The sequence below is a fragment of the Arthrobacter roseus genome (assembly GCF_016907875.1).
GTDB classification, from domain to species: domain Bacteria; phylum Actinomycetota; class Actinomycetes; order Actinomycetales; family Micrococcaceae; genus Arthrobacter_J; species Arthrobacter_J roseus.
The window spans coordinates 845787-864532 of sequence record NZ_JAFBCU010000001.1; the positions used below are offsets into that span (position 1 = coordinate 845787).

An 18746-nucleotide genomic window follows, 5' to 3' on the forward strand; every position below is an offset into this window, starting at 1 on the left:
GATGCCCAGTCAGGAAACGATCGAAGCCGTCATGCTTGCAGGGGTAAGGATGATCGCGTTCATCGTCGTCGCCCCACCCTTCTCCTACAGCGCCATCCCCGGACGAGTGAAGGCGATGCTCGCCATCGGCCTGGCGCTCGCCGTCGCGCCCCGCGTCACGGAAGGCTACGTTTCTCCAAGCACCGGCGAATACATTGTCCAGCTCATCCTCGAGCTGCTGACCGGAGCCGCACTGGGGTTTCTGGTGCTGCTGGTGTTCTCTGCCATCCAGTCCGCCGGCTACCTGATTGACCTCTTTGGCGGCTTCCAGCTCGCGCAGTCCTTCGATCCCGGGATGCTGGTCAATGGCGCCCAGTTCACCAAGCTTTTCCAGATCACAGCGCTCGCGCTCCTTTTCGCATCTGACGGGTATCAGCTGATCATTTCTGGGCTCTCCCGCACCTTCGAGGCCCTGCCCATCGGCGGCGGTATCAACCTCGCGGACCCCGCCGAAGCCATGATTACTGCGCTGACCCAGATGTTCCTCGCCGCCGTCCAGATCGGCGGGCCACTCTTGGTCGTCCTGTTCCTCACCGACGTCGGGCTGGGCCTGCTGACCCGTGTGGCCCCTGCGCTGAATGCGTTTGCCCTCGGGTTTCCGCTGAAGATCTTTGTCACGCTCATGCTCATCAGCGTGGTGTTTCTGGCCCTGCCCCGGATCGTTTCAACCCTGACCGGGCAGGCCCTGCGGCTGATGACGGGAGCCAGCTAATGTCAACGGACGCAGGCGAGCGTACAGAGGACGCTACACCGAAGCGGATGAAGGAAGTCCGCTCAAAGGGTGAACTCTCAAAATCCGAGGATCTCGCGGCCTGGCTCGGCGTTGGGGCGGCCGTGGCCATGCTGCCGCTGACCATTTCCCACGCCGCGAAATCGGGCACGGACCAGGTGTTCTCCTTCCGCACCCTGATCGCCAATCCGGAACCGGCTGTGGCCCTGCAGATACTCGAGGCCGGGCTCGGATCCCTGGCGTACACCCTTGGGCCCTTGCTGATCGTGGTGCTCGTCGTTGTCATCCTCACCGCCTCTATCCAGGGCGGCATTCACTTCAAGAAGTTCAAAGGCAAATTCGAGCAGTTCAACCTGCTCGCCGGCGCCAAACGGGTTTTTGGAACCCAGGCACTCTGGCAAGGGGTCAAGGCACTCCTGAAGACCGCCGTCGTCGGCTTGGTCCTGCTGGTCGTGGTGCAGGCGCTAACGCCGGTCCTGATGTCCGCCGGTGGTCTTTCCGTTGCTTCACTGCTGGTCGCTGCAAAAGACGGTGCCGGATCGCTGCTTCAGTCTGCGGTCATGGCCGGTTTGGTCCTTGCCGCGGCGGACATCATCGTGGTCATGCGGCGCAACCGCAAACGCACCAAAATGACCATGAAGGAAGTCAAGGACGAGAACAAGAACTCCGAGGGCGATCCGCTGATCAAATCGCAGCGGCGTTCACGGCAGCTTGCTATGAGCCGCAACCGCATGATGGCCGCCGTCGCGGATGCCGACGTCGTCATGGTCAACCCCACGCACGTCGCCGTCGCCCTCAAATATGAGCCGGGACGTGCAGCGCCGAAGGTCGTCGCCAAGGGTGCAGACCTCATTGCTGCCCGTATCCGCAAGGAAGCCGAGGAAAAGGGTGTTCCCATGGTGACCGACATTCCGCTGGCACGCGCCTTGCACGCAGCATGCGACATCGGGCAAGAAATTCCAGTGGAACTCTACAACGCTGTCGCGCGCGTTCTCGCGTTCGTGATGGCACTCAAATCCCGAGGCGCTGCACGCGGCCACCTCACCATGCCTGAACCCGCGATGACCGCAGGAGAGAACTGATGAACAACAACATGGCAAAATTTGCCGTCCCTCTGGGAGTCGTCGGCATCATCATGCTGCTAGTGGTTCCCGTCCCTGTGGTGCTGCTGGATATGTTGATCGTGGTCAACATCCTGCTGGCGCTGGTCATCCTCTTGACGTCCATGTTCGCCAAACGGCCACTGGACTTCTCGGTGTTCCCATCCCTGCTGCTGGTGGCGACGCTGTTCAGGCTGGGCCTCAACGTTGCCTCTACCCGGCTGGTCCTTGGCGAGGGTTACGCGGGAAAAGTCATTGAGGCATTCGGCCAGGTGACGGTCGGCGGGTCGCTCATCATCGGATCGGTGATCTTCCTGATCCTGGTGGTCATCCAGTTCGTTGTGGTCACCAAGGGTGCCGAGCGGGTCGCGGAAGTGGGCGCGCGCTTTACTCTGGACGCCATGCCGGGCAAGCAGATGGCTATTGACGCGGATCTCAACGCTGGGTTGATCACTGACGATCAGGCTCGCCAGCGCCGCGCCGAAGTCTCCGCCGAAGCGGATTTCTACGGTGCCATGGACGGTGCGTCGAAGTTCGTCAAAGGTGACGCGATCGCCGGGCTCATCATCATTATCATCAACCTCATCGGTGGTATTGCGATCGGGATGCTCCAGGAGGGCATGCCGGTCGGCGAAGCGCTGAACACCTACGCTCTGCTGACCATCGGCGATGGTCTGGTCACCCAGATCCCTGCGCTGCTCATGGCGGTTTCGACCGGCATGATCGTCACCCGCTCCAACGCGGAGTCCGACGTCGGCTCTGAAGCGTCCAAGCAGTTGGGCCAGTCCCGTACGGCGCTGCTGATCGCGGGGGCTGCGGCGATCGCCATGGCGCTCGTCCCGGGGATGCCAAAACTTCCGTTCCTTCTCGTAGGGGGCGGGCTGCTGTTCGCGGCTCAGCGGGTCAAGACGACCGAGGCGAAGGCGAAGGTCCAGGCTGCTGAAGATGAAGCGAAGTCGAAGCCCAAAGACGCAGGCGAGACCACGGAGGATCTTATCGAGCAGATGCGGGTGCACACCCTGGAAATCATGCTCGCCCCAGACCTCGTTGACGTTGTGTCGGGCGCCTCGGATGATCTCCTCGGCAGGGTCAAAGCGCTTCGGCGGAAGATCGCCATGGAGCTGGGAATCGTCGTCCCGCCCGTCCGCACGCGCGACAGTCTGGATCTACCGTCCAGCACCTACGTGGTTCGTATCGCAGGGGTCGAGGCCGGGCGGGGTATCGCGCCGTCGGGCAAGGTCCTGGCGCTTGGTGAGAACCTGGGCTCACTGCCAGGGATTGAAACGGTAGAGCCGGTGTTCGGGCTTGCGGGGAAATGGGTTCCGGCGGAGATGCGCCACAGCGCCGAGATGGCCGGAGCCACAGTGGTGGACCGTGTGTCAGTTCTGGTCACACACCTGTCATCGATCATCACCAACAATGCTGCCCGGCTCCTCAGCCGCGAAGACGTGCGCGTCCTTACCGAAGGGGTCAAGCAGGTCAACCCTTCCGCGGTTGAAGAGCTGATCCCCTCCACCCTCAGCCTCGCCGAGGTGCAACGGGTTCTGCAGGGATTGCTCACCGAACAGGTGTCCATCAACGACCTCTCACGGATTTATGAAGCGCTCACGCTGCGGGCCAAGGTATCCACGGACCCCGAAGGCCTCATCGAGGCATCCAGGCAGGCGCTCGGGCCGGCTTTGACGGCGCAGTTCGTGGAGAACAACCTGCTGCGCGTCATCATGATCGACCCGCTGCTGGAACAGTCCATGCTGGAGGCGCTCCGCCCGTCCGAGCAGGGCACTCAGATCCTGATGGACGCGGCCCGTACGGAGGGCATTGTGAATTCGGCGCGTGACGCCGTTGCCCAGGCCGAAGCCCAGGGGTACACTCCTGTTCTGGTCTGTGCACCGGGATTGCGCCCCGCGATCCGTCGCCTCGTCTCCATGCAAAGCGGGGGATTGGCCGTGCTCTCGTATCAGGAAGTGACGTCAGCCAACGTGAATATTGAGACGGTAGGAGTGGTCCGCGGTGCGGAAACAATTGCGTCTTGAGGCGGCATCCATTGAAGCGGTGAAAACCGAGGTTGCTGTGCTGTACGGTCCGCGGGCACGTCTTGTTGCTGCGGAGAGAGTCACCGTTGGCGGAATTCGAGGTTTTTTTGCTCGTAGTCACTTCGAGGTGACCGTTGAGATACCTTCGGCGCCAGCCGAAGCTCCCACCTATCGTCTTCCAGAATCGACGCGGCGCGCTGGACTCATGGCGTTGCTCGAGGATGCAGATCGGGATGAGGCCAGCTTCAACAAGGTGGTTGCGCCAGCGGATCCACCTGTTTCCACGGCAACGGATGCGTTTGCCATCCTCATGGATGATCTGACATTCAACGTTGTGCCGCCAGAGACGGTGTCGCAACCGCCGTCGGTCCTCGCCGGAGCCGGCGATCTGGTGGTCTGTGCGGGGCTACGGTCAGAGGCCGACGACGCCGCTCGTTTGCTGTCCTCCACCGTCGGGATCCCGGGGGCGTTGTTTGCTGGCGTCAGGGACCCTCATGTGCCCGGGATGCGTCTAGAGAACCGGCGGGTCGAGAATCGACGCGAGGCCATGGAAGCTCGGGCGCGCGGCGTCGAGAAGTCCGAGCCGGTCGTCGTAGCCTTCGGGGTGGGTGGGGGAGCCGACGTGTCTGCCGGTGCTATTCAGCTCGCCGGGCTGGGCCCTGATCAGGTGTGGCTGGTAGTCGACGCGGGGCGTAAATCAGAGGATACGCGTGCCTGGGTGGAGCTGATGTGCGCTGCGGTGCCCGTCGCTGGACTGGTGGTCACCGGTGCTTCCGCAACCAGAACTCCGGAAACGGTGGACGCGCTTGGACTGCCGGTGGGCTGGGTCGACGGCAAACGAACATCTCGCTCTGCGCCCCCTGCATCCACTGCACCCCCTGTGCCTTCCGCCCCGTCACCGTTTGGGTCATCCCCTACGCTTTGGGACATCCCGCACGCTTTGGGTTACCCCTCACCGTTTGGGACCGTTGGGCCGGTGGGGACGCCGACGTCGCAGGTGTCGGCTCCGGCTCCGGGCCAGCGCCGTGGGATAGAGTAAACGGGTGTTGGTTCTAACCCGTAAGCCCGGCGAGCAGATTCTCATTGGCGACGACATTGTCATTACCGTGCTCGATTCGCGCGGGGAAGGCATCCGGATCGGCATCGATGCGCCCAAGGGCGTCAAAATCCATCGTGAGGAAGTTATCCGTGCGGTGACGGAGGCCAATCTGGCGGCGGCAACAGCGGACGACGACGCCGAGGCACGCATCAAGGCGATGCTCGGTTTGCCTGCTGGCGACGGTAAGTAGTCTCGCCCGACCCTTCAGCCCTCACCCCTCTTCGCCGAGGTCACCCTTTGACCGCCAGATCACCCTTTGTAAGGGGGATCTGGCGGTCAAACCCCGATCTCGGCAGTAGATAAAGGGGTAATAGAGCGGTTAAAAGGAAGAGGGCCTCCTGCCGGAATCGAACCGGCGACCTTCTCATTACGAGTGAGACGCTCTACCAACTGAGCTAAGGAGGCCTGCCACCAGACGATGCTGGCGCAGGGACTTACTCTATCCGGTCCATAATGCGCCGGTCAAAACGGACGTGAAGCGCGCTTTCTGCGAGTTATTTGAGTTCTTCCGGCTTCGGAATCTCTACGGGCTCGCCCCAACCGGAGAAGTTCGTAATTGACGGGACCGTCATGTCTGCAATAGTACCCACGCTCTTCTGCTGGATCATGCGGTAGCCGTCGTTGAGCCAGATGTTCATGTCGGTGACTTTTACGCCGATGAGCTCATAAGATCCATCGCACCGATACTGGTAGCCCTCCGGCTCGGACCCGTTCTCGATGTCAGCTTTGCCCATGCTGACCCACTGTGGGCAGAGGGACATGGAGCCGATGAGAGACTCGACCGAGGAGGATTGTTTTGCGAGTTCCACTCCCGTGGTCACCATCTGAATCGATGGAACAGTTGAGGTTGGATCCGCCTCGACCCAACGGTTCCCCATAAAGAAGAACGTGGAGTCCTTGGTGAGGAGAAGCGTCGGTTCTCCGTCCGTCGTTCCGTATGCCGTATATTCCGGGACGTACTCGAATACTGTTGTGCTCTTGGGAAGGTCAGCGGTTGAGGTTAGCACCATCTTGCCCGTTTTCGCGGCTCGCACTGCTTCATCTATGCAGGTGCCGAACACCTTGCCGTCAACGGGAACCTCCGCTTCGCGGGTGAGTTCCGTGCACGAGTCGGGCGAGGCGGCGGCTGGATTCTCAGAATCTTTATCCGGAGCTGCTTCTTGGGGTTCCTGCTTGGCTGTGGGCCCAGGGTCTTCCCTAGAACGTCCTGGACCTCCGGCGCATCCGGTCAGTAGTAGGGAGGCCCCGAGAGCCAGGGCAGCGCTGCGATGCCACGATAAGGGTGCGATAGTTATGTAAAAACTAAAGCTCAAAACGAGCGTTATAGCAACACTATGCTGGCCAAGAATTTAGCAGCGCGTCCCGTCGTCGGGAACGGTCCCGTCGATGAAGTAGTTGTCGACGGCGTCGCCTATGCAGTCTCCAGCTCGGCCGTAAGCTGTGTGCCCTTGCCCCTCCCACGTGAGTAGCACCCCGGATTCCAGCTGTCCGGCCAGTGCTTTGGACCATTCGTAGGGGGTGGCCGGGTCGCCGGTGGTGCCTACGACGACGATGGGATCGGCCCCCGAAGCGTTCACTTCGTGTGGTTCGCGGACAGCATCGTAGGGCCACGCGTCGCACATGATTCCCCCGTAGGCGAGGAACCGTCCGAGGGTTGGCGATGCCTTGTCCAGCGCGGCAGCGTCGGCTCGCATGGCGTCCAATGAAGCAGGCATCGGGTAGTCAAGGCAGTTGATGGCGTTGAATGCGAAATCGCTGTTGGACGAATAACTACCGTCCTCTTCACGGTCCGCACCGAAGTCTGCGAGGTAAAGGATGGGGTCCGGGTTGCCTTGCAGTGCTTGGGTGAGTGCCTGCGTGAGGGTTGGCCAGTTTGCGTCGTTATACAGGGGGAGGATGAATCCGGAGATGAACAACGGTACGGTCACTTCGCGCCCGCTGGAGGACATGAGCGGGCTTTCTTCGACGGATTCGATGAGGGCTCGAATTTTAGCGACGCCGTCGTCGACTGTTCCGGGCAATGGACATTTGTTGCTGGTCTGGCAATCGGCGACGTACGCGCGGATGGCGTCCTCGAAGCCTTTGGCCTGTCCCATGGTCATTTCTTCGCTGGTGTTAGCGGGGTTGATTCCTCCGTCGAGCACCATGCGGCCCACGTTGTTGGGGAATAGCTCAGCATAGGTTGTTCCCAGGAATGTGCCGTAGGAGAATCCGAGGTAGTTCAACTTTTTGTTTCCGACGATGGCTCGGAGAATGTCGAGGTCGCGGGCAGCGCTTTCGGTGTCCACGTGCGCCAGCAGGTCGCCTGTGTTCTTTGCGCACTGTTCAGCGAAGTCTGTGGATGCTTTGGTCGCGGCGGCCAAACCGGCAGGAATCTCGAGGTCGAATGTTTCGGCCCGGTACGCATCGCGTTCGGAGTCCGTGAGACACTTCACGGGGGCGGACCGGCCGACGCCGCGTGGGTCGAATCCCACGATGTTGTACTTGGACCGCAGGGCATCGGATGCCATCGCGTCGAGTGATTGGCTGACGGATTCGTAGCCTGAGCCTCCGGGCCCTCCTGGGTTCAAAAGGATGCTGCCTTGTGCGCCGCGGGTCGTCGATCGGATGACGGCGAGTTCAATGCGTTCGCCGTCGGGCTCGGCATAGTCGAGTGGAACTTCAACCTGTGTGCAGGTGAAGTCTTCCTCGCAGTTCTCCCACATCACTTCCTGCGCGTAGTAAGGTTCGAGCTCTGCGGCGACGTCTCCTATGACCTCTGGAGCAGCCGACGCCGGACCAGTTGTGTCGGGCTTGCCCAGTTGGCATCCGCTCAGCACTAGAATTCCGACGACGGCGGAGGCGACAGCCTTCACTGCGGATTGCCAGCGATGCCTGGCCAGTTGCGGTTGGCGGGTGGGCTGCGGCATGGAATTCCTTGTGGTCACAGGAGGCTGACGGTCATTGCTTCGATGGCCAGGAGCGGCGCAACGTTGGTACTAACGATTCGGCGGCGCACTTTGTTGATTTCTTCGATCCGCTCGAGTGTTTTTTCCGGTGTGCCGTTGCGGGCGGCTTCTTCCAGGTCCTTGCGCATGGGTTCGTTGACGAGGTCGGATGCGCTGGAGACCTGGAGCATCAGCACGTCACGATAGAACGATGTGAGGTCCGTCAGCGCCCGGTCGAAGTAGTCGTTCTTCGAACGTTTGGCCCGGCGTGTCTGGTCTTCTTCGAGCCTGCGCACTTGGCTTCGGATAGATGGCGGCAGGGTGCCAGATTCTGGTGCCCCGACCGATACCAACAGCGAAGCTCGCTCTTCGGCGTCGCGTTGTTCGAAGGACGCGTGCGCTTCTGCCTCGGCTAGCTGCACCAGTTCTGCGGCCGCCCGCAGGGCTCCGGAAACATTTTTGAGGGTCAGTGGAAGACGCACAATACGACGACGGCGTTCGCGTGCGTCTTCGTCAGTTGCGAGTCGTTTGGCTACTCCGATGTGGCTTTGCGCAGCCCGTGCAGAGGCACCGGCTGTTTCGGGGTCGATGGAGTCCCGCCGCACAAGTAGTTCGGTGACATCAGCAACGGGTGGAAGGCGTAGGCTGACCGCGCGGCAACGCGATCGGATCGTGACGAGGACGTCGCCTGGGCCGGGCGCACAGAGCAACCAGATCGTGCGTGGTGGTGGTTCTTCAATGGCTTTGAGGAGCACATTGGTGCTGCGTTCCTGCATGCGGTCGGCATCTTCAATGATGATGATGCGCCACCGACCCGTTGATGGTTTATCTTGGGCTTTGCGGACGAGGTCGCGGGCTTCCTCAATGGAGATGGTGACCTTTTCGGTGGTCACATTGGTGACGTCAGCGTGACTGCCCGCGAGGGCGGTGATGCAGGCACGGCACTGTCCACAGCCGCGTTCGGCTGGATCTTTGGCGTCACAGAGGAGAGCAGCGGTGAACGCGCGGGCCGCGTTCGATCGACCAGATCCGGGCGGGCCGGTGAACAGCCATGCATGATTGGGGGACGGAGCGGCAGCTGCCCGGCGCAACTGTTCCACAACCTGCCCTTGTCCCAGCAAGTCTTGCCAGACACTCAATGGTGATTTCCTTGTTCGATTTCGTCCAGTATCGGCTGCAGTCGCTGCCATACCTTTGTGGCCAGGGAGTCTGCGTCCTGCTGAGCATTCAGGACTAAGTAACCCGTGGGGTCCTCTTCGGCCAGCGCAAGGAACGTCTCTCGGATGCGGGTGTGGAAGTCGTCAGGCTCAGCCTCCAGTCGGTCTTCGGCAGTCTGGTTCGCGGTCCGCCGGGTTCGGCCTTGATCGGGTTCGACGTCGAGAAGCACAGTGAGGTCCGGCTGCAGACCCTGAGTGGCCCAAGCATTTAGTTCGAGGACGGTTTCGACGCCGAGGTCTCGCCCCGCGCCCTGATACGCGGCCGATGAGTCGATATAGCGGTCTGAAATCACGATCTTGCCCTCCTGCAGCGCTGGCAGGATGACCTGTTCTACGTGGGCGGCTCGCGCGGCTGCGAAGATCAGTGCTTCGGTACGGGCATCGATGTCGCCGTTGCCGTGCTCGAGCACCAGGCTGCGTAGCTGTTCACCCACTGGGGTGCCACCAGGCTCCCGTGTCTGCAGCACGTGCCGTCCGTCGGCTTCGAGCCGGGCTCCCAAAAGGGCAGCTTGAGTTGATTTGCCTGCACCGTCACCGCCTTCGAATGCAACAAAAACACCCGAGTAGGCGTACGCGCCGTCGTCGTCTTGTCCTGGGGAAACCTGCGAAAAGCTCACCGGGACAGCCTACCCAGTAACACTGACAAAATACTGGGCCAATTAGACGAGTTCGCCGAAAGGAAGCGGAGTACTGAGGCGGTTTGTGGGTCCCGGAAGCGGGCATGCCCATGCTTCGTCGTAGGCGCAGGAAGGGTTGTAAGCGAAGTTGAAGTCCACCAGCAGCCGCTTTTCATCGTCTGTCCCACCCAGAAAAGCGCCCTTGATCGTGTCGAGCAGGTACCGGCCACCACCGTAGGTGCCGCCGTCGTGCCCTGCCAGTGCGTCTCGCACCGGCAGGAACAGTCCACCGCCATAGCCACCATGTCGCCATAGTGCCAACGAGCCATAGTCGCCGCAACGCACCGTCCCCAGACGTCCAAAGGGCACGACGCCGTCAGTACCGGTGGGCACGTTCATCACCTCGCCGGTGCCCTCGTCGTCGACAGCGGCCCAGAGGCGGGCCTCCGGAGCGTAGTCGGCAACGGGAAGTCCAGCGAATTGTCCTTTTGCTTCGGGCGTTAGGGGAGAGGCCGGATGGTTCGCGAAGAGTTCGTCGCGGCCCCGACGCCAATACGCGTGGGCGCGGGCCGCGTCGCCGTCGTGCCCTGTTCCAGCTATCTGCCTGACCTCGGAGTACAGAGTGAAGACGCGCTGTCGCCAATCCGCGGTGTCCAGGGCTACGTTCAGTTCACCGTCCATGGGAACAGTGTAGGAGCTGACGCTGAAGGTGTGGATAACTTTCGCACGAGTTTGTGTTTTTCGGTACTGTGTTCGAAGTATACATAACATCTGACCAACTAATGAGGGCGATCCATGTCTCAGTCTCTGCGCACGTTTCCGTTCAAGGCCCCCAAGACGTTGGCGGTAGCCGTGGTTTCGCTAGTCCTATTGTCCGGTTGCGCGGGGGCTGGGGCCTCGTCTGATGAATCGTCGGCCGCAGCATTGCCAAAGACTTCAGCATCGGCAACGCCCACCCTCACTCCAACGCCCACGCCGAGTGCCGTGTACAAGCCAGCGTCGGCTGAGGGCCCGGCCCAGAATGTCCCTCTGCCGAAGATGCCGGAGGCGGCAACGAAGGAGACTAAGGCGGGGCTGCAGGCGTTCGGCAAGTATGTGATCGCGCTGTTCAGCTACGGTTACGAAACAGGCGACGTGAAGCCTGTAAAAGCTGTCATTAGTTCTGATTGCGATTTATGTGCGAACTACTTCAAGATGGTCAAAGCGGGGTACGAGGATGATGACTGGCTTGGTGGCGCGAAGCTCGATGTACTGGGTAGTACTAGCGTCTTCAAGAAGACTCCTGACGGTAAATATCAATTGATTCTTGATATTACCCAGGAACCAACGGAATATTTTTATCCAGGCGGGAAATTTCCCGAAACCGGTGACTCTTCGTGGAGCGCATTTATCCTTGAGGCCAAATTTATCAAGGGTGTATGGCATGCTTCTGAGCTCTCTAGTATCAAAGGTTCGAGCTAAAAGTGGCAACAATACACTTTCGGGTGGCAGTACTCCTGCTGGTGCTGCTCTTATTCGTTTCCATGGCTCCTCTTAGTGCGGCACGAGCGGACTTTGGTGGGGGTGGTGATTTTGAAGATGGTGGCATAATCGGTGGCGGCTGGAAGGAAGATCCTGAGGGGAACTATTGGACGAACGTTCCGATCGGAATAGTTAATGATCCGTACGATTATCGATTTAGTCTGGTCTGCTTTGATCAAAATAGTGGAGACAGAGAGTGCCTGGCTCGACAGCGTAAATGTGATGCAGGCGAAAATGGTCGGTTGGTTTTATGGTACCGAGGTCTGAAAGGTACTGACAAATCATCGTGGAAGGCATTTCCCTTGCTTTCCGATTCCAATAAAACTCACACAGCACAGTGCATCTACTCCACGAATCCCGATGACGTCCTTGGCCGTATCGCGGAGGCGATTCAGAAGCAGTTCCAGAGCCGACCAGTCGTCGCAGGCTCATTGACGCTCCAACCGAGTCCTCACACCCTCATTCGGGCGAACACAAACTTCTTCGTGGAGTCGAAAGACCAGGTCTTCGACCTCAAGCTTTTGGGTCAAGATGTGAAGATCAAGGCGACCCCGACTGAGTACACGTGGAACTACGGGGATGGCAGCACGTATGGGCCTACGAGGGAGTCCGGGTATGTGTTGCGGGATGATGAGTTGGGTGAAGAAACGCAGACGAGCCATCAGTATCCGGAGACCGGTGATTATCAGGTTTCAGTCACCGTGCATTTCACTGGCGAGTACTCAATCAATGACGGGCCGATGATTCCCATTGACGGTAGAGGTGAGTTCTCAACACCGTCGCAGACCATCAGTGTCTGGAAATCCGAGTCCCGCCTAGTTGATGGGACCTGCCTAGACGACCCGACCGGCTGGGGTTGTTAGGACGACGGCCCGGGCAAGACACCAGGGGGCCTTCGGGTTTAGGTGCTCGAGGCGGGCCGCATAATGGAGACTTGAGATTTTCCCACCATGGCGTTCCTTCACGACGGCGTTACTTCAAGACAAGGCGGCAACCGCATGCTCAATCTCCAGCAGGACCTGGACGGCTTCATACACATGGGCCGCCACTTCCCCAACAAAATAACCATCGCCATCACGTTCACCGACGGTACCCGGGGCGAGTTTTCCGGAGCCCGCCTGAACGAGCTCTACGACGAGGCCCTGGCTGCCTACCGTCTGGGCAACAGCCTCGATGCCAAGGGCTTTGATCGGGCGCCAGCGAAAATCCACCGACGGAACGCCGTCGAGATTGTCCCCGTAAGTTCGGACATGGCCCAGTAGTGGCGGTAGGCGCAACGGCCACTATGCGATTGACGAGTCTATAGACGCGCACCCGCAAGGTCTTCCGCTGGTTGAATTGGATCCTTGCGCATGCAACCGGAGACAGCTGCGCAACACAATTCCCGTCTGACCACAACGCCCCATAGTCTTGGTCCATGACGAAGACTTCCCCGGAGAATAGCCAGCATCCCGCCGTCGCGCGGGACACAGCCGTCGTAGCGGCGGGCCGTCCGCCGAGGGAGCATGACCAGCCGGTGAACCTTCCCATCACGTTGACGTCTACCTATTTCGGCCGCACGCCCATCAGCGGTGAAGATCGTGCGTACGGTCGCTACTCGAACCCCACCTGGGATGGTTTCGAAGAGACGCTGGGCGAACTCGAAGGCGCAGAACTTCCGGCACTCGTCTACTCATCCGGTATGGCAGCTGTAGCCGCCGCACTCTCTCTCGTCCCTGCGGGCGGCACGTTGATCATGCCCCGCCACAGCTATCAAGGCTCGCTCGTACTGGCTCAGGAGGAAGCCCAACTGGGCCGGTACACCCTCCTCACCGTCGACATCACAGACACCGATGCCGTCATCCACGAGATCCAGAACAGCCAGAGCGCGCTGCTCTGGCTCGAAAGCCCCACCAACCCGATGCTCGAAATCGCCGAGGTCGAAGTCCTCACCAAAGCCGCGCACGACGCGGGCGTTCTCGTGATCGCTGACAACACGTTCTCAACACCGTTGGTTCAGCGGCCCTTGGAAGCTGGAGTCGACATCGTCCTTCACTCCGTGACCAAATATTTGGCCGGCCATTCCGACGTCGTTCTCGGCGCCCTGGTGACCTCTCAGGTGGACTTGCGCGAACGTCTCCATACCTACCGCTCTCACCACGGTGCGATCGCGGGCCCCTTCGAAACCTGGCTCGCCCTGCGCGGAGTTCGCACCCTCGCCGTCCGCATTGAACGTTCACAGGCCAGCGCCCTGGAGCTTGCCGGGCGGCTTCAGCAGCATGCAGAAGTCAAAGCCGTTCGGTTTCCCGGGCTGCCCGAAGACCCAGGACATGAACGTGCCACGGCTCAGATGGACGGCTTTGGCTCCATCCTGTGTATCGAAGTGCGTGGGGGAGAAGCCGCCGCGGACGCAGTGATCGATGCCGTCAGGCTGTGGACGCCCGCCACTTCCCTGGGCGGGGTTGAATCACTCATCGAACGACGACGACGCCACCGCAGTGAGGCAGTGACCGTTCCCGCGAACCTGTTGCGCCTCTCTGTCGGGATCGAAAACGTCGAGGACCTGTGGTCAGACCTGGACCAGGCACTGCGCGCGATATAGGTGGTTCCCGACGAGTTCAGGTTAGGCTAATGCGGTGATGGTTTACGCGATTCAGTTTTACCTCTACCTTGCCCTGGGACTTGTGGCTCTGGGCATCGAGGTCTGGGCATTAATCGACTGTGTCCGCCGCAAGCCGGAATATTTTGATGCAGCGTTCAAGAAAACAAAAGGTTTCTGGCTTGGCATGACCGGCGGCTCAGTCGCCGTTGGAGTCCTCGGCGTCATAGGATCGGGGCTCCCGTTCATGTTGCTCCTGCAACTCGCAGCGGTTATTGCCGCTAGCGTCTACCTCGCCGATGTGAAGCCGGCCATGGAAGGGCTGCGCGGCGGCCACGGCCGCTGGTAAGCAAGCTCAGAGCGGAGCTACGGCTTCCCACGCCACCGTGATTTCACCCAATCACCATCGCGACGGCGAACTCAGCAGTGGCCATCCCTCCGCCTGCAGTGCCACGCACATCGCAATCCATCGCTGACAGTTTCCGTAGGACGATTGCGGTGCGGCAGCCAGCCAAGCCCGGTCCATAGCCTGCAGCCATGCGTGGGTCCGTTCGCCGGGAACGTTGCGATGAATCAGTGCTTTCGGTAGGCGGTCGGCCACGTCCGAGGGTAGCGTGAACGCGCCGAACCGCATCGATACGCTCAGCGAAACTGGTCCTTCAGCGGAGACCGCAACCCAGGTTGATCGTCTCCCGATCTCGTCGCACGTCCCGTCGATGAAGAGCCCCCGTGGCGCGAGCCGGGACTGCACAGTAGCCCAGTGGGCGGCGTACTCGTGCTCACGGTACTGCCGTAGCACGTTGAACGCACGCACCAGAATCGGTTGTCCGGGCACGGGAAGTTCGAAGTCGCCCTGCTGAAATACGAGGCCAGGCCGTTCGAGACGTTTAGCGGAAGCGACGCGACCGGGTTCAATCTCGACGCCAATAACGCGCACGTCCTGACGGATCTTCTGCAGCCTGCCGTGGAGTTCGACGGCGGTGGCGGGCAGGCCCCCGTATCCGAGGTCGACGACGAGCGGATGGGCGGCTGATTTCAAAAGTCCGCCCTGGGTGCCGGTCATCCACCGGTCCACCCGCCTGAGTCTGTTGGGATGCGTGGTTCCCCGGGTAATGGTTCCGATTGGTTTACCCGAGGGCATGGTCACCTTTTTCTTGAGAAAGTCGCCGGACAATAGTACCGGAACAGGAGGGACGACGACGACGAGCGGCTTTCGTTAGGATGGCTGGTATGACCTACACACTGATCCTTCTCCGTCATGGCCAGAGCGAGTGGAACCAGAAGAACCTCTTCACCGGTTGGGTGGATGTTCCGCTGACTGAGAAGGGGCGCGCGGAGGCAAAGCGTGGCGGTGAGCTGCTGGTTGCTGAGGATCTGCATCCTGAGGTGGTCTACACATCGCGGCTGAAGCGTGCCATTCACACGGCCAATATTGCGCTGGAGGCTGCGGATCGCGACTGGATCGACGTAAAGCGCGACTGGCGTTTGAACGAGCGGCACTATGGCGCGCTGCAGGGCAAGGACAAGGCGCAGACGCTGGCGGAGTTCGGTGAAGAGCAGTTCATGGAGTGGCGTCGTTCGTATGACACTCCGCCGCCGCCCATCGATGACAGCAGCGAGTACTCGCAGGCGGGGGACCCACGTTACGCGGATCTGGGTGAGAGCATGCCGAAGACGGAGTGCCTCAAGGACGTGTTGGCGCGTTTCCTGCCCTACTGGGAATCGGATATTGCGCCGGATATCCGGTCTGGCCGTCGGGTCCTGATCGTCGCGCACGGCAATTCGCTGCGCGCCCTCGTGAAGCATCTGGACGGTATCAGCGACGAGGAGATTGCCGGGCTGAACATTCCCACGGGTATCCCGCTGGTTTATGAGCTCGATGAGGATCTCAACCCGGTTGCCAAGGGTGGCCGGTATCTGGACGCCGAGGCGGCGGAGGCGGCGGCCGAAGCGGTCAAGAACCAGGGCAAGCACTAGCGTCGGGTCCCCCAAAAGACCTGCGTCAGCGGAAGCGGCGTCCCTGGTCCCGCTTGTTGGCCCACAGCGCGAGCACCCCGAATACGAGAGTCCATGCCAGCAGTACCGGAAGCGTCGAGACGTGCATGCCGGAACCGCTGAGAACTTCCACGGAGAGGTCGCGGGCAGCTCGGGTCGGCGTCACCAGGGAGATGACGTTGAGCCATCCCGGAAACATCATGGGTGGCAGTAGCATGCCTCCCACGAAGGCTAGCGGGAAGAACACCACCTGCACGACGGCGATTGCCACCTTGGACGTGCACAGGTATCCGATCGTGAGGCCCAGGAAGAGGAACGGCAGCCCCGCCAGCAGGAGCACAACGATGGTGGCCGGGATGCGCCACCAGGGGAGCGATCCATCGGTGAAGGGTTCGAAAGCGCGCGTGAGCAAAGCGCCGATGAGGAACAGCGGCAGCAGCGCGATGAAAGAAAACAGCATCGCTGTCACCGCTCGCGCGACCGTTGGTGGCAGCGCTCCTACCGGCAGTGTCCGAAGGTACGTGGTCCAGGGGTTTGCCCGGTCTTCGGCAACGCCTATCCCGTAGCCAAAGAGGAACGCGCTGAGCACACCGAACATGGCCAGTTGGGCCAAGGCCATCAAGACGGCGAACGGATTGTCGGTGATGGATTCCTGCGGCAGGATGAAGAACAGGAACGTCATGGTCGGGAAAATCGCACTGGAGATGACGGCAATGGGGATCCGCAGTTGTTCACGGATCTGCGCTGTGGTGTGTGCTTTCGTCAGCGCGAATAACGACGGCGGCTGGCCGGCGGAGCGTGCGGGATCGGTCTGAAGGATGGTCATCGTGACTCCCCGGGGGTGTTGTTTTGCTTGAGGGACTTGTGGCTTTCGGTCAGGGCGAGGAATGCTTCCTCGAGACTCGCGTGCTGAACCTCAAGGTCGCTGAAGGCGATCCCGAGCTGGACAAGTTCTCGGACCAGTGCGTCCGCGTCCCTCGTGGTCAACGTGGTGACGCCGTCGTCGTCCGTGTCGCTCTGGAGGACGTTGGAAAGCCGGACGAGCGCGTCCGGCGCCGCGCGGAGGCTGACACGCCGTACCTGGATGTGGCTGCGGATCTGCGCGGGTGTTCCGTCGGCCGTTATGGTTCCGCGGTCAATGACCACAATCCGGTTGGCCAGGGCCTCGATTTCGGCGAGGTAGTGGCTGGTGATCAGCAGAGTCCCGCCGTCGCGCCGGTAAATGCGCAGCTGTTCCCACAGTGCCTCCCTGGCTTCGACGTCGAGCCCGGTTGTTGGCTCATCGAGCACCAGCATCCTTGGCCGGCCGACCAGCGCGATGGCTACCAGTAACCGGCGTTGCTGACCGCCGGAGAGCGCGCCGCATTGTTTGCCGGCCATGGACGTCAGGCCGAATCGCTCCAGTAGCTCTTCGGGCGGAATCGGATCGGTGAAGTGTGTCGCCACCAGAGCGACAGCCTCCTGTACTTTCAGCGTTGGTGGTACCGCCGTCGCCTGCGGCGTGACTCCCAGCGCTCGCCGGGTGGCCGGTTGACGGGGGTCCCCGCCGAAGAGACGAACGACGCCGCTATCCGGTTTTCGAAGTCCCGTGAGGAGGGTGATGAGGGTCGATTTTCCGGCACCGTTGGGGCCGAGGAGGCCGACGGCGCTGCCTGCGTGAATGTCGAGGGTGACTGAGTCGAGGGCGGTGTGGTCGCCGAATGTCTTGGTGACATTGGCGAAACTGCCCAGGGTTTCGGCTGCAGTGTCGACGGGCAATGAGGTGGTCTGTGTCTGGGTCATGGCTGTACTTTCTCTTCACTGTCCAGCAGTGACAGAAGTTGCTTGCGGTAGCTGAGGAAAGCTGCCCGGCCTGCGGTGGTGATGGAGACGTACGTTGCCGGTGTTCGCCCCTCGATGGTCTTTTTCTGGGCGACGTAGTTGGCATCTTCTAGTTTGCGGAGGTGGGTCGAGAGGTTTCCTGCGGTCATTGCCAGCATTTTGCGCAGTCGGGGGAAGGCGATGCTGTTGCCTTCGCCGAGCGTGTTCAGTGCTGTGATCACCCGGAGTCGGGCTTCAGCGTGAATGACGGGGTCCAGGCCGTTCATCATGGCTGCCGGCGCTGTTGGAGGTAAGTAACCAGGGCGGCGGCGTAGAAGCCGCCGACGCCGAGCGTGAGGTATACGGTGATGAATTGCTCTGGTCCGGCGATCAACGCCATGACATTCACCAGGAGGAACCAGATTCCAAGTACCAGCATGGGGATGTCCCGCCAGAGCGCCCCGCCGAACATGTACATCATGCCCACCACCAGGACTGCGAGGGCGTTGACCATCATGCCGTTGAATTGTTGGTCCGCGCCCATCTGAGCGATGCGGCTGGCGGCGAAAAATACCACCACAAAGGCCAGCATCCAGGTCCAGCCGTACACCGCACCCTGGAAGGCGCTGTCACCACGGATCCCGATGGAGACAGCGATGCTCAGCCCGATGGAGCTGGCGACGCCGAGAAAGAGCGCGACGCCAAAGATGATGAGTGCGGTGGAATATTCGAGCGGCAACCAGCCGTGGGAAGAACCATGCAGCACGCCGTAGCCAATCAGCCACGCTGTACCCCAGATGGCGTATTGGAGCGCGACGCGGGGTTGCAGTGTCCGGCCTGTCCGGGCCTCCGTTTCGCTAGAGACTTGAAGTGCTTGCCGCGGATCGAAGGTTTCGGGATTCATGGTGTTTCCTATCAACGATGTGATTATGAAAACCAGTTTGTACCGCAAACCCCAATTTGTCCAGACCCCACGAAACCTGTTGTGCAGGTCAGGGGCCTTCCGTTCAAAAGAGGCCACCTGACCTGCGCGACAGAACCCCACACAGCACAAAAAAGGAGCAGCCCCCGAAGGAGCCGCCCCTGCAGA

General features: G+C 60.9%; 21 protein-coding genes and 1 tRNA gene. 11 read left to right on the top strand and 11 right to left on the bottom strand.

Annotated elements, in window-relative coordinates; all coding sequences use genetic code 11:
- The first annotated feature begins 1 nt into the window (after nt 1).
- From JOE65_RS04435 to csrA, 5 genes are read left to right on the top strand one after another with little or no spacing between them, the layout of a single operon-like run.
- Entirely contained in the window at nt 2–751 is a 750-nt protein-coding gene (locus JOE65_RS04435; RefSeq protein WP_205162098.1) for a flagellar biosynthetic protein FliR, read from the top strand.
- Nucleotides 751–1851, top strand: a complete 1101-nt coding sequence (locus JOE65_RS04440) for an EscU/YscU/HrcU family type III secretion system export apparatus switch protein (protein WP_205162099.1) — start codon at nt 751–753, stop codon at nt 1849–1851. Before JOE65_RS04435 ends, JOE65_RS04440 begins: the two co-directional genes overlap by 1 nt.
- Nucleotides 1851–3902, top strand: coding sequence for a flagellar biosynthesis protein FlhA (locus JOE65_RS04445; RefSeq protein WP_205162100.1), 2052 nt, complete (start codon nt 1851–1853; stop codon nt 3900–3902). Before JOE65_RS04440 ends, JOE65_RS04445 begins: the two co-directional genes overlap by 1 nt.
- Nucleotides 3880–4941 (top strand): hypothetical protein, encoded by a 1062-nt coding sequence (locus JOE65_RS04450; protein ID WP_205162101.1) that lies wholly within the window; start codon nt 3880–3882, stop codon nt 4939–4941. Before JOE65_RS04445 ends, JOE65_RS04450 begins: the two co-directional genes overlap by 23 nt.
- A 4-nt stretch (nt 4942–4945) precedes the next feature.
- A complete protein-coding gene (csrA, locus tag JOE65_RS04455; protein ID WP_205162102.1) occupies nt 4946–5191 on the top strand; it encodes a carbon storage regulator CsrA in 246 nt (81 codons plus the stop codon).
- Nucleotides 5192–5333: 142 nt separating this feature from the next.
- Here csrA and JOE65_RS04460 read toward each other — a convergent pair.
- From JOE65_RS04460 to JOE65_RS04485, 6 genes are all read right to left on the bottom strand, one after another.
- Nucleotides 5334–5406 (bottom strand) — tRNA-Thr (locus JOE65_RS04460).
- A gap of 89 nt (nt 5407–5495) precedes the next feature.
- The gene (locus JOE65_RS04465) at nt 5496–6314 is read right to left on the bottom strand and encodes a hypothetical protein (protein WP_205162103.1); all 819 of its coding nucleotides are present in this window, start codon (nt 6312–6314) and stop codon (nt 5496–5498) included.
- A gap of 36 nt (nt 6315–6350) precedes the next feature.
- Nucleotides 6351–7910, bottom strand: a complete 1560-nt coding sequence (locus tag JOE65_RS04470) for an alpha/beta hydrolase (RefSeq protein ID WP_205162104.1) — start codon at nt 7908–7910, stop codon at nt 6351–6353.
- Between the two features lie 14 nt (nt 7911–7924).
- Nucleotides 7925–9067, bottom strand: coding sequence for a DNA polymerase III subunit delta' (locus JOE65_RS04475; protein WP_205162105.1), 1143 nt, complete (start codon nt 9065–9067; stop codon nt 7925–7927).
- Complete coding sequence (gene tmk, locus JOE65_RS04480) at nt 9064–9762, bottom strand: dTMP kinase (protein WP_205162106.1); 699 nt, start codon at nt 9760–9762, stop codon at nt 9064–9066. The genes JOE65_RS04475 and tmk overlap by 4 nt, the downstream gene beginning before the upstream one ends.
- 42 nt (nt 9763–9804) lie before the next feature.
- On the bottom strand, nt 9805–10443 hold the full coding sequence (locus JOE65_RS04485; protein WP_205162107.1) for a DUF1684 domain-containing protein: 639 nt from the start codon (nt 10441–10443) through the stop codon (nt 9805–9807).
- A gap of 114 nt (nt 10444–10557) precedes the next feature.
- On the opposite strand from JOE65_RS04485, the gene JOE65_RS04490 reads away from it, so the two are divergent.
- The 5 genes from JOE65_RS04490 (at nt 10558) to JOE65_RS04510 (ending at nt 14210) form a co-directional block, all read left to right on the top strand.
- On the top strand, nt 10558–11223 hold the full coding sequence (locus JOE65_RS04490; protein WP_205162108.1) for a DUF6318 family protein: 666 nt from the start codon (nt 10558–10560) through the stop codon (nt 11221–11223).
- A gap of 362 nt (nt 11224–11585) precedes the next feature.
- Entirely contained in the window at nt 11586–12146 is a 561-nt protein-coding gene (locus JOE65_RS04495) for a PKD domain-containing protein (RefSeq protein ID WP_205162109.1), read from the top strand.
- A 135-nt stretch (nt 12147–12281) separates the two neighbouring features.
- On the top strand, nt 12282–12545 hold the full coding sequence (locus JOE65_RS04500) for a hypothetical protein (RefSeq protein WP_205162110.1): 264 nt from the start codon (nt 12282–12284) through the stop codon (nt 12543–12545).
- 155 nt (nt 12546–12700) lie between these two features.
- Nucleotides 12701–13864: a trans-sulfuration enzyme family protein gene (locus tag JOE65_RS04505; protein ID WP_205162111.1), complete on the top strand. Its 1164-nt coding sequence runs from the start codon at nt 12701–12703 to the stop codon at nt 13862–13864.
- Nucleotides 13865–13901: 37 nt separating this feature from the next.
- Nucleotides 13902–14210, top strand: a complete 309-nt coding sequence (locus JOE65_RS04510; RefSeq protein ID WP_205164016.1) for a DUF2516 family protein — start codon at nt 13902–13904, stop codon at nt 14208–14210.
- A 51-nt stretch (nt 14211–14261) separates the two neighbouring features.
- Here JOE65_RS04510 and JOE65_RS04515 read toward each other — a convergent pair whose 3' ends face one another.
- On the bottom strand, nt 14262–15002 hold the full coding sequence (locus JOE65_RS04515; protein WP_205162112.1) for a class I SAM-dependent methyltransferase: 741 nt from the start codon (nt 15000–15002) through the stop codon (nt 14262–14264).
- Between the two features lie 89 nt (nt 15003–15091).
- On the opposite strand from JOE65_RS04515, the gene JOE65_RS04520 reads away from it, so the two are divergent.
- Nucleotides 15092–15838, top strand: coding sequence for a phosphoglyceromutase (locus JOE65_RS04520; protein ID WP_205162113.1), 747 nt, complete (start codon nt 15092–15094; stop codon nt 15836–15838).
- 25 nt (nt 15839–15863) lie between these two features.
- Here the strand turns inward: JOE65_RS04520 and JOE65_RS04525 are convergent, their stop codons facing one another.
- The 4 genes from JOE65_RS04525 to JOE65_RS04540 are packed head-to-tail and all read right to left on the bottom strand — an operon-like array spanning nt 15864 to nt 18560.
- On the bottom strand, nt 15864–16682 hold the full coding sequence (locus JOE65_RS04525; RefSeq protein ID WP_205162114.1) for an ABC transporter permease: 819 nt from the start codon (nt 16680–16682) through the stop codon (nt 15864–15866).
- Complete coding sequence (locus JOE65_RS04530; protein ID WP_205162115.1) at nt 16679–17638, bottom strand: ABC transporter ATP-binding protein; 960 nt, start codon at nt 17636–17638, stop codon at nt 16679–16681. The genes JOE65_RS04525 and JOE65_RS04530 overlap by 4 nt, the downstream gene beginning before the upstream one ends.
- Complete coding sequence (locus JOE65_RS04535; protein ID WP_205164017.1) at nt 17635–17943, bottom strand: transcriptional regulator; 309 nt, start codon at nt 17941–17943, stop codon at nt 17635–17637. The genes JOE65_RS04530 and JOE65_RS04535 overlap by 4 nt, the downstream gene beginning before the upstream one ends.
- Nucleotides 17943–18560 (bottom strand): hypothetical protein, encoded by a 618-nt coding sequence (locus tag JOE65_RS04540; RefSeq protein WP_205162116.1) that lies wholly within the window; start codon nt 18558–18560, stop codon nt 17943–17945. Before JOE65_RS04540 ends, JOE65_RS04535 begins: the two co-directional genes overlap by 1 nt.
- Nucleotides 18561–18746: the final 186 nt, after the last annotated feature.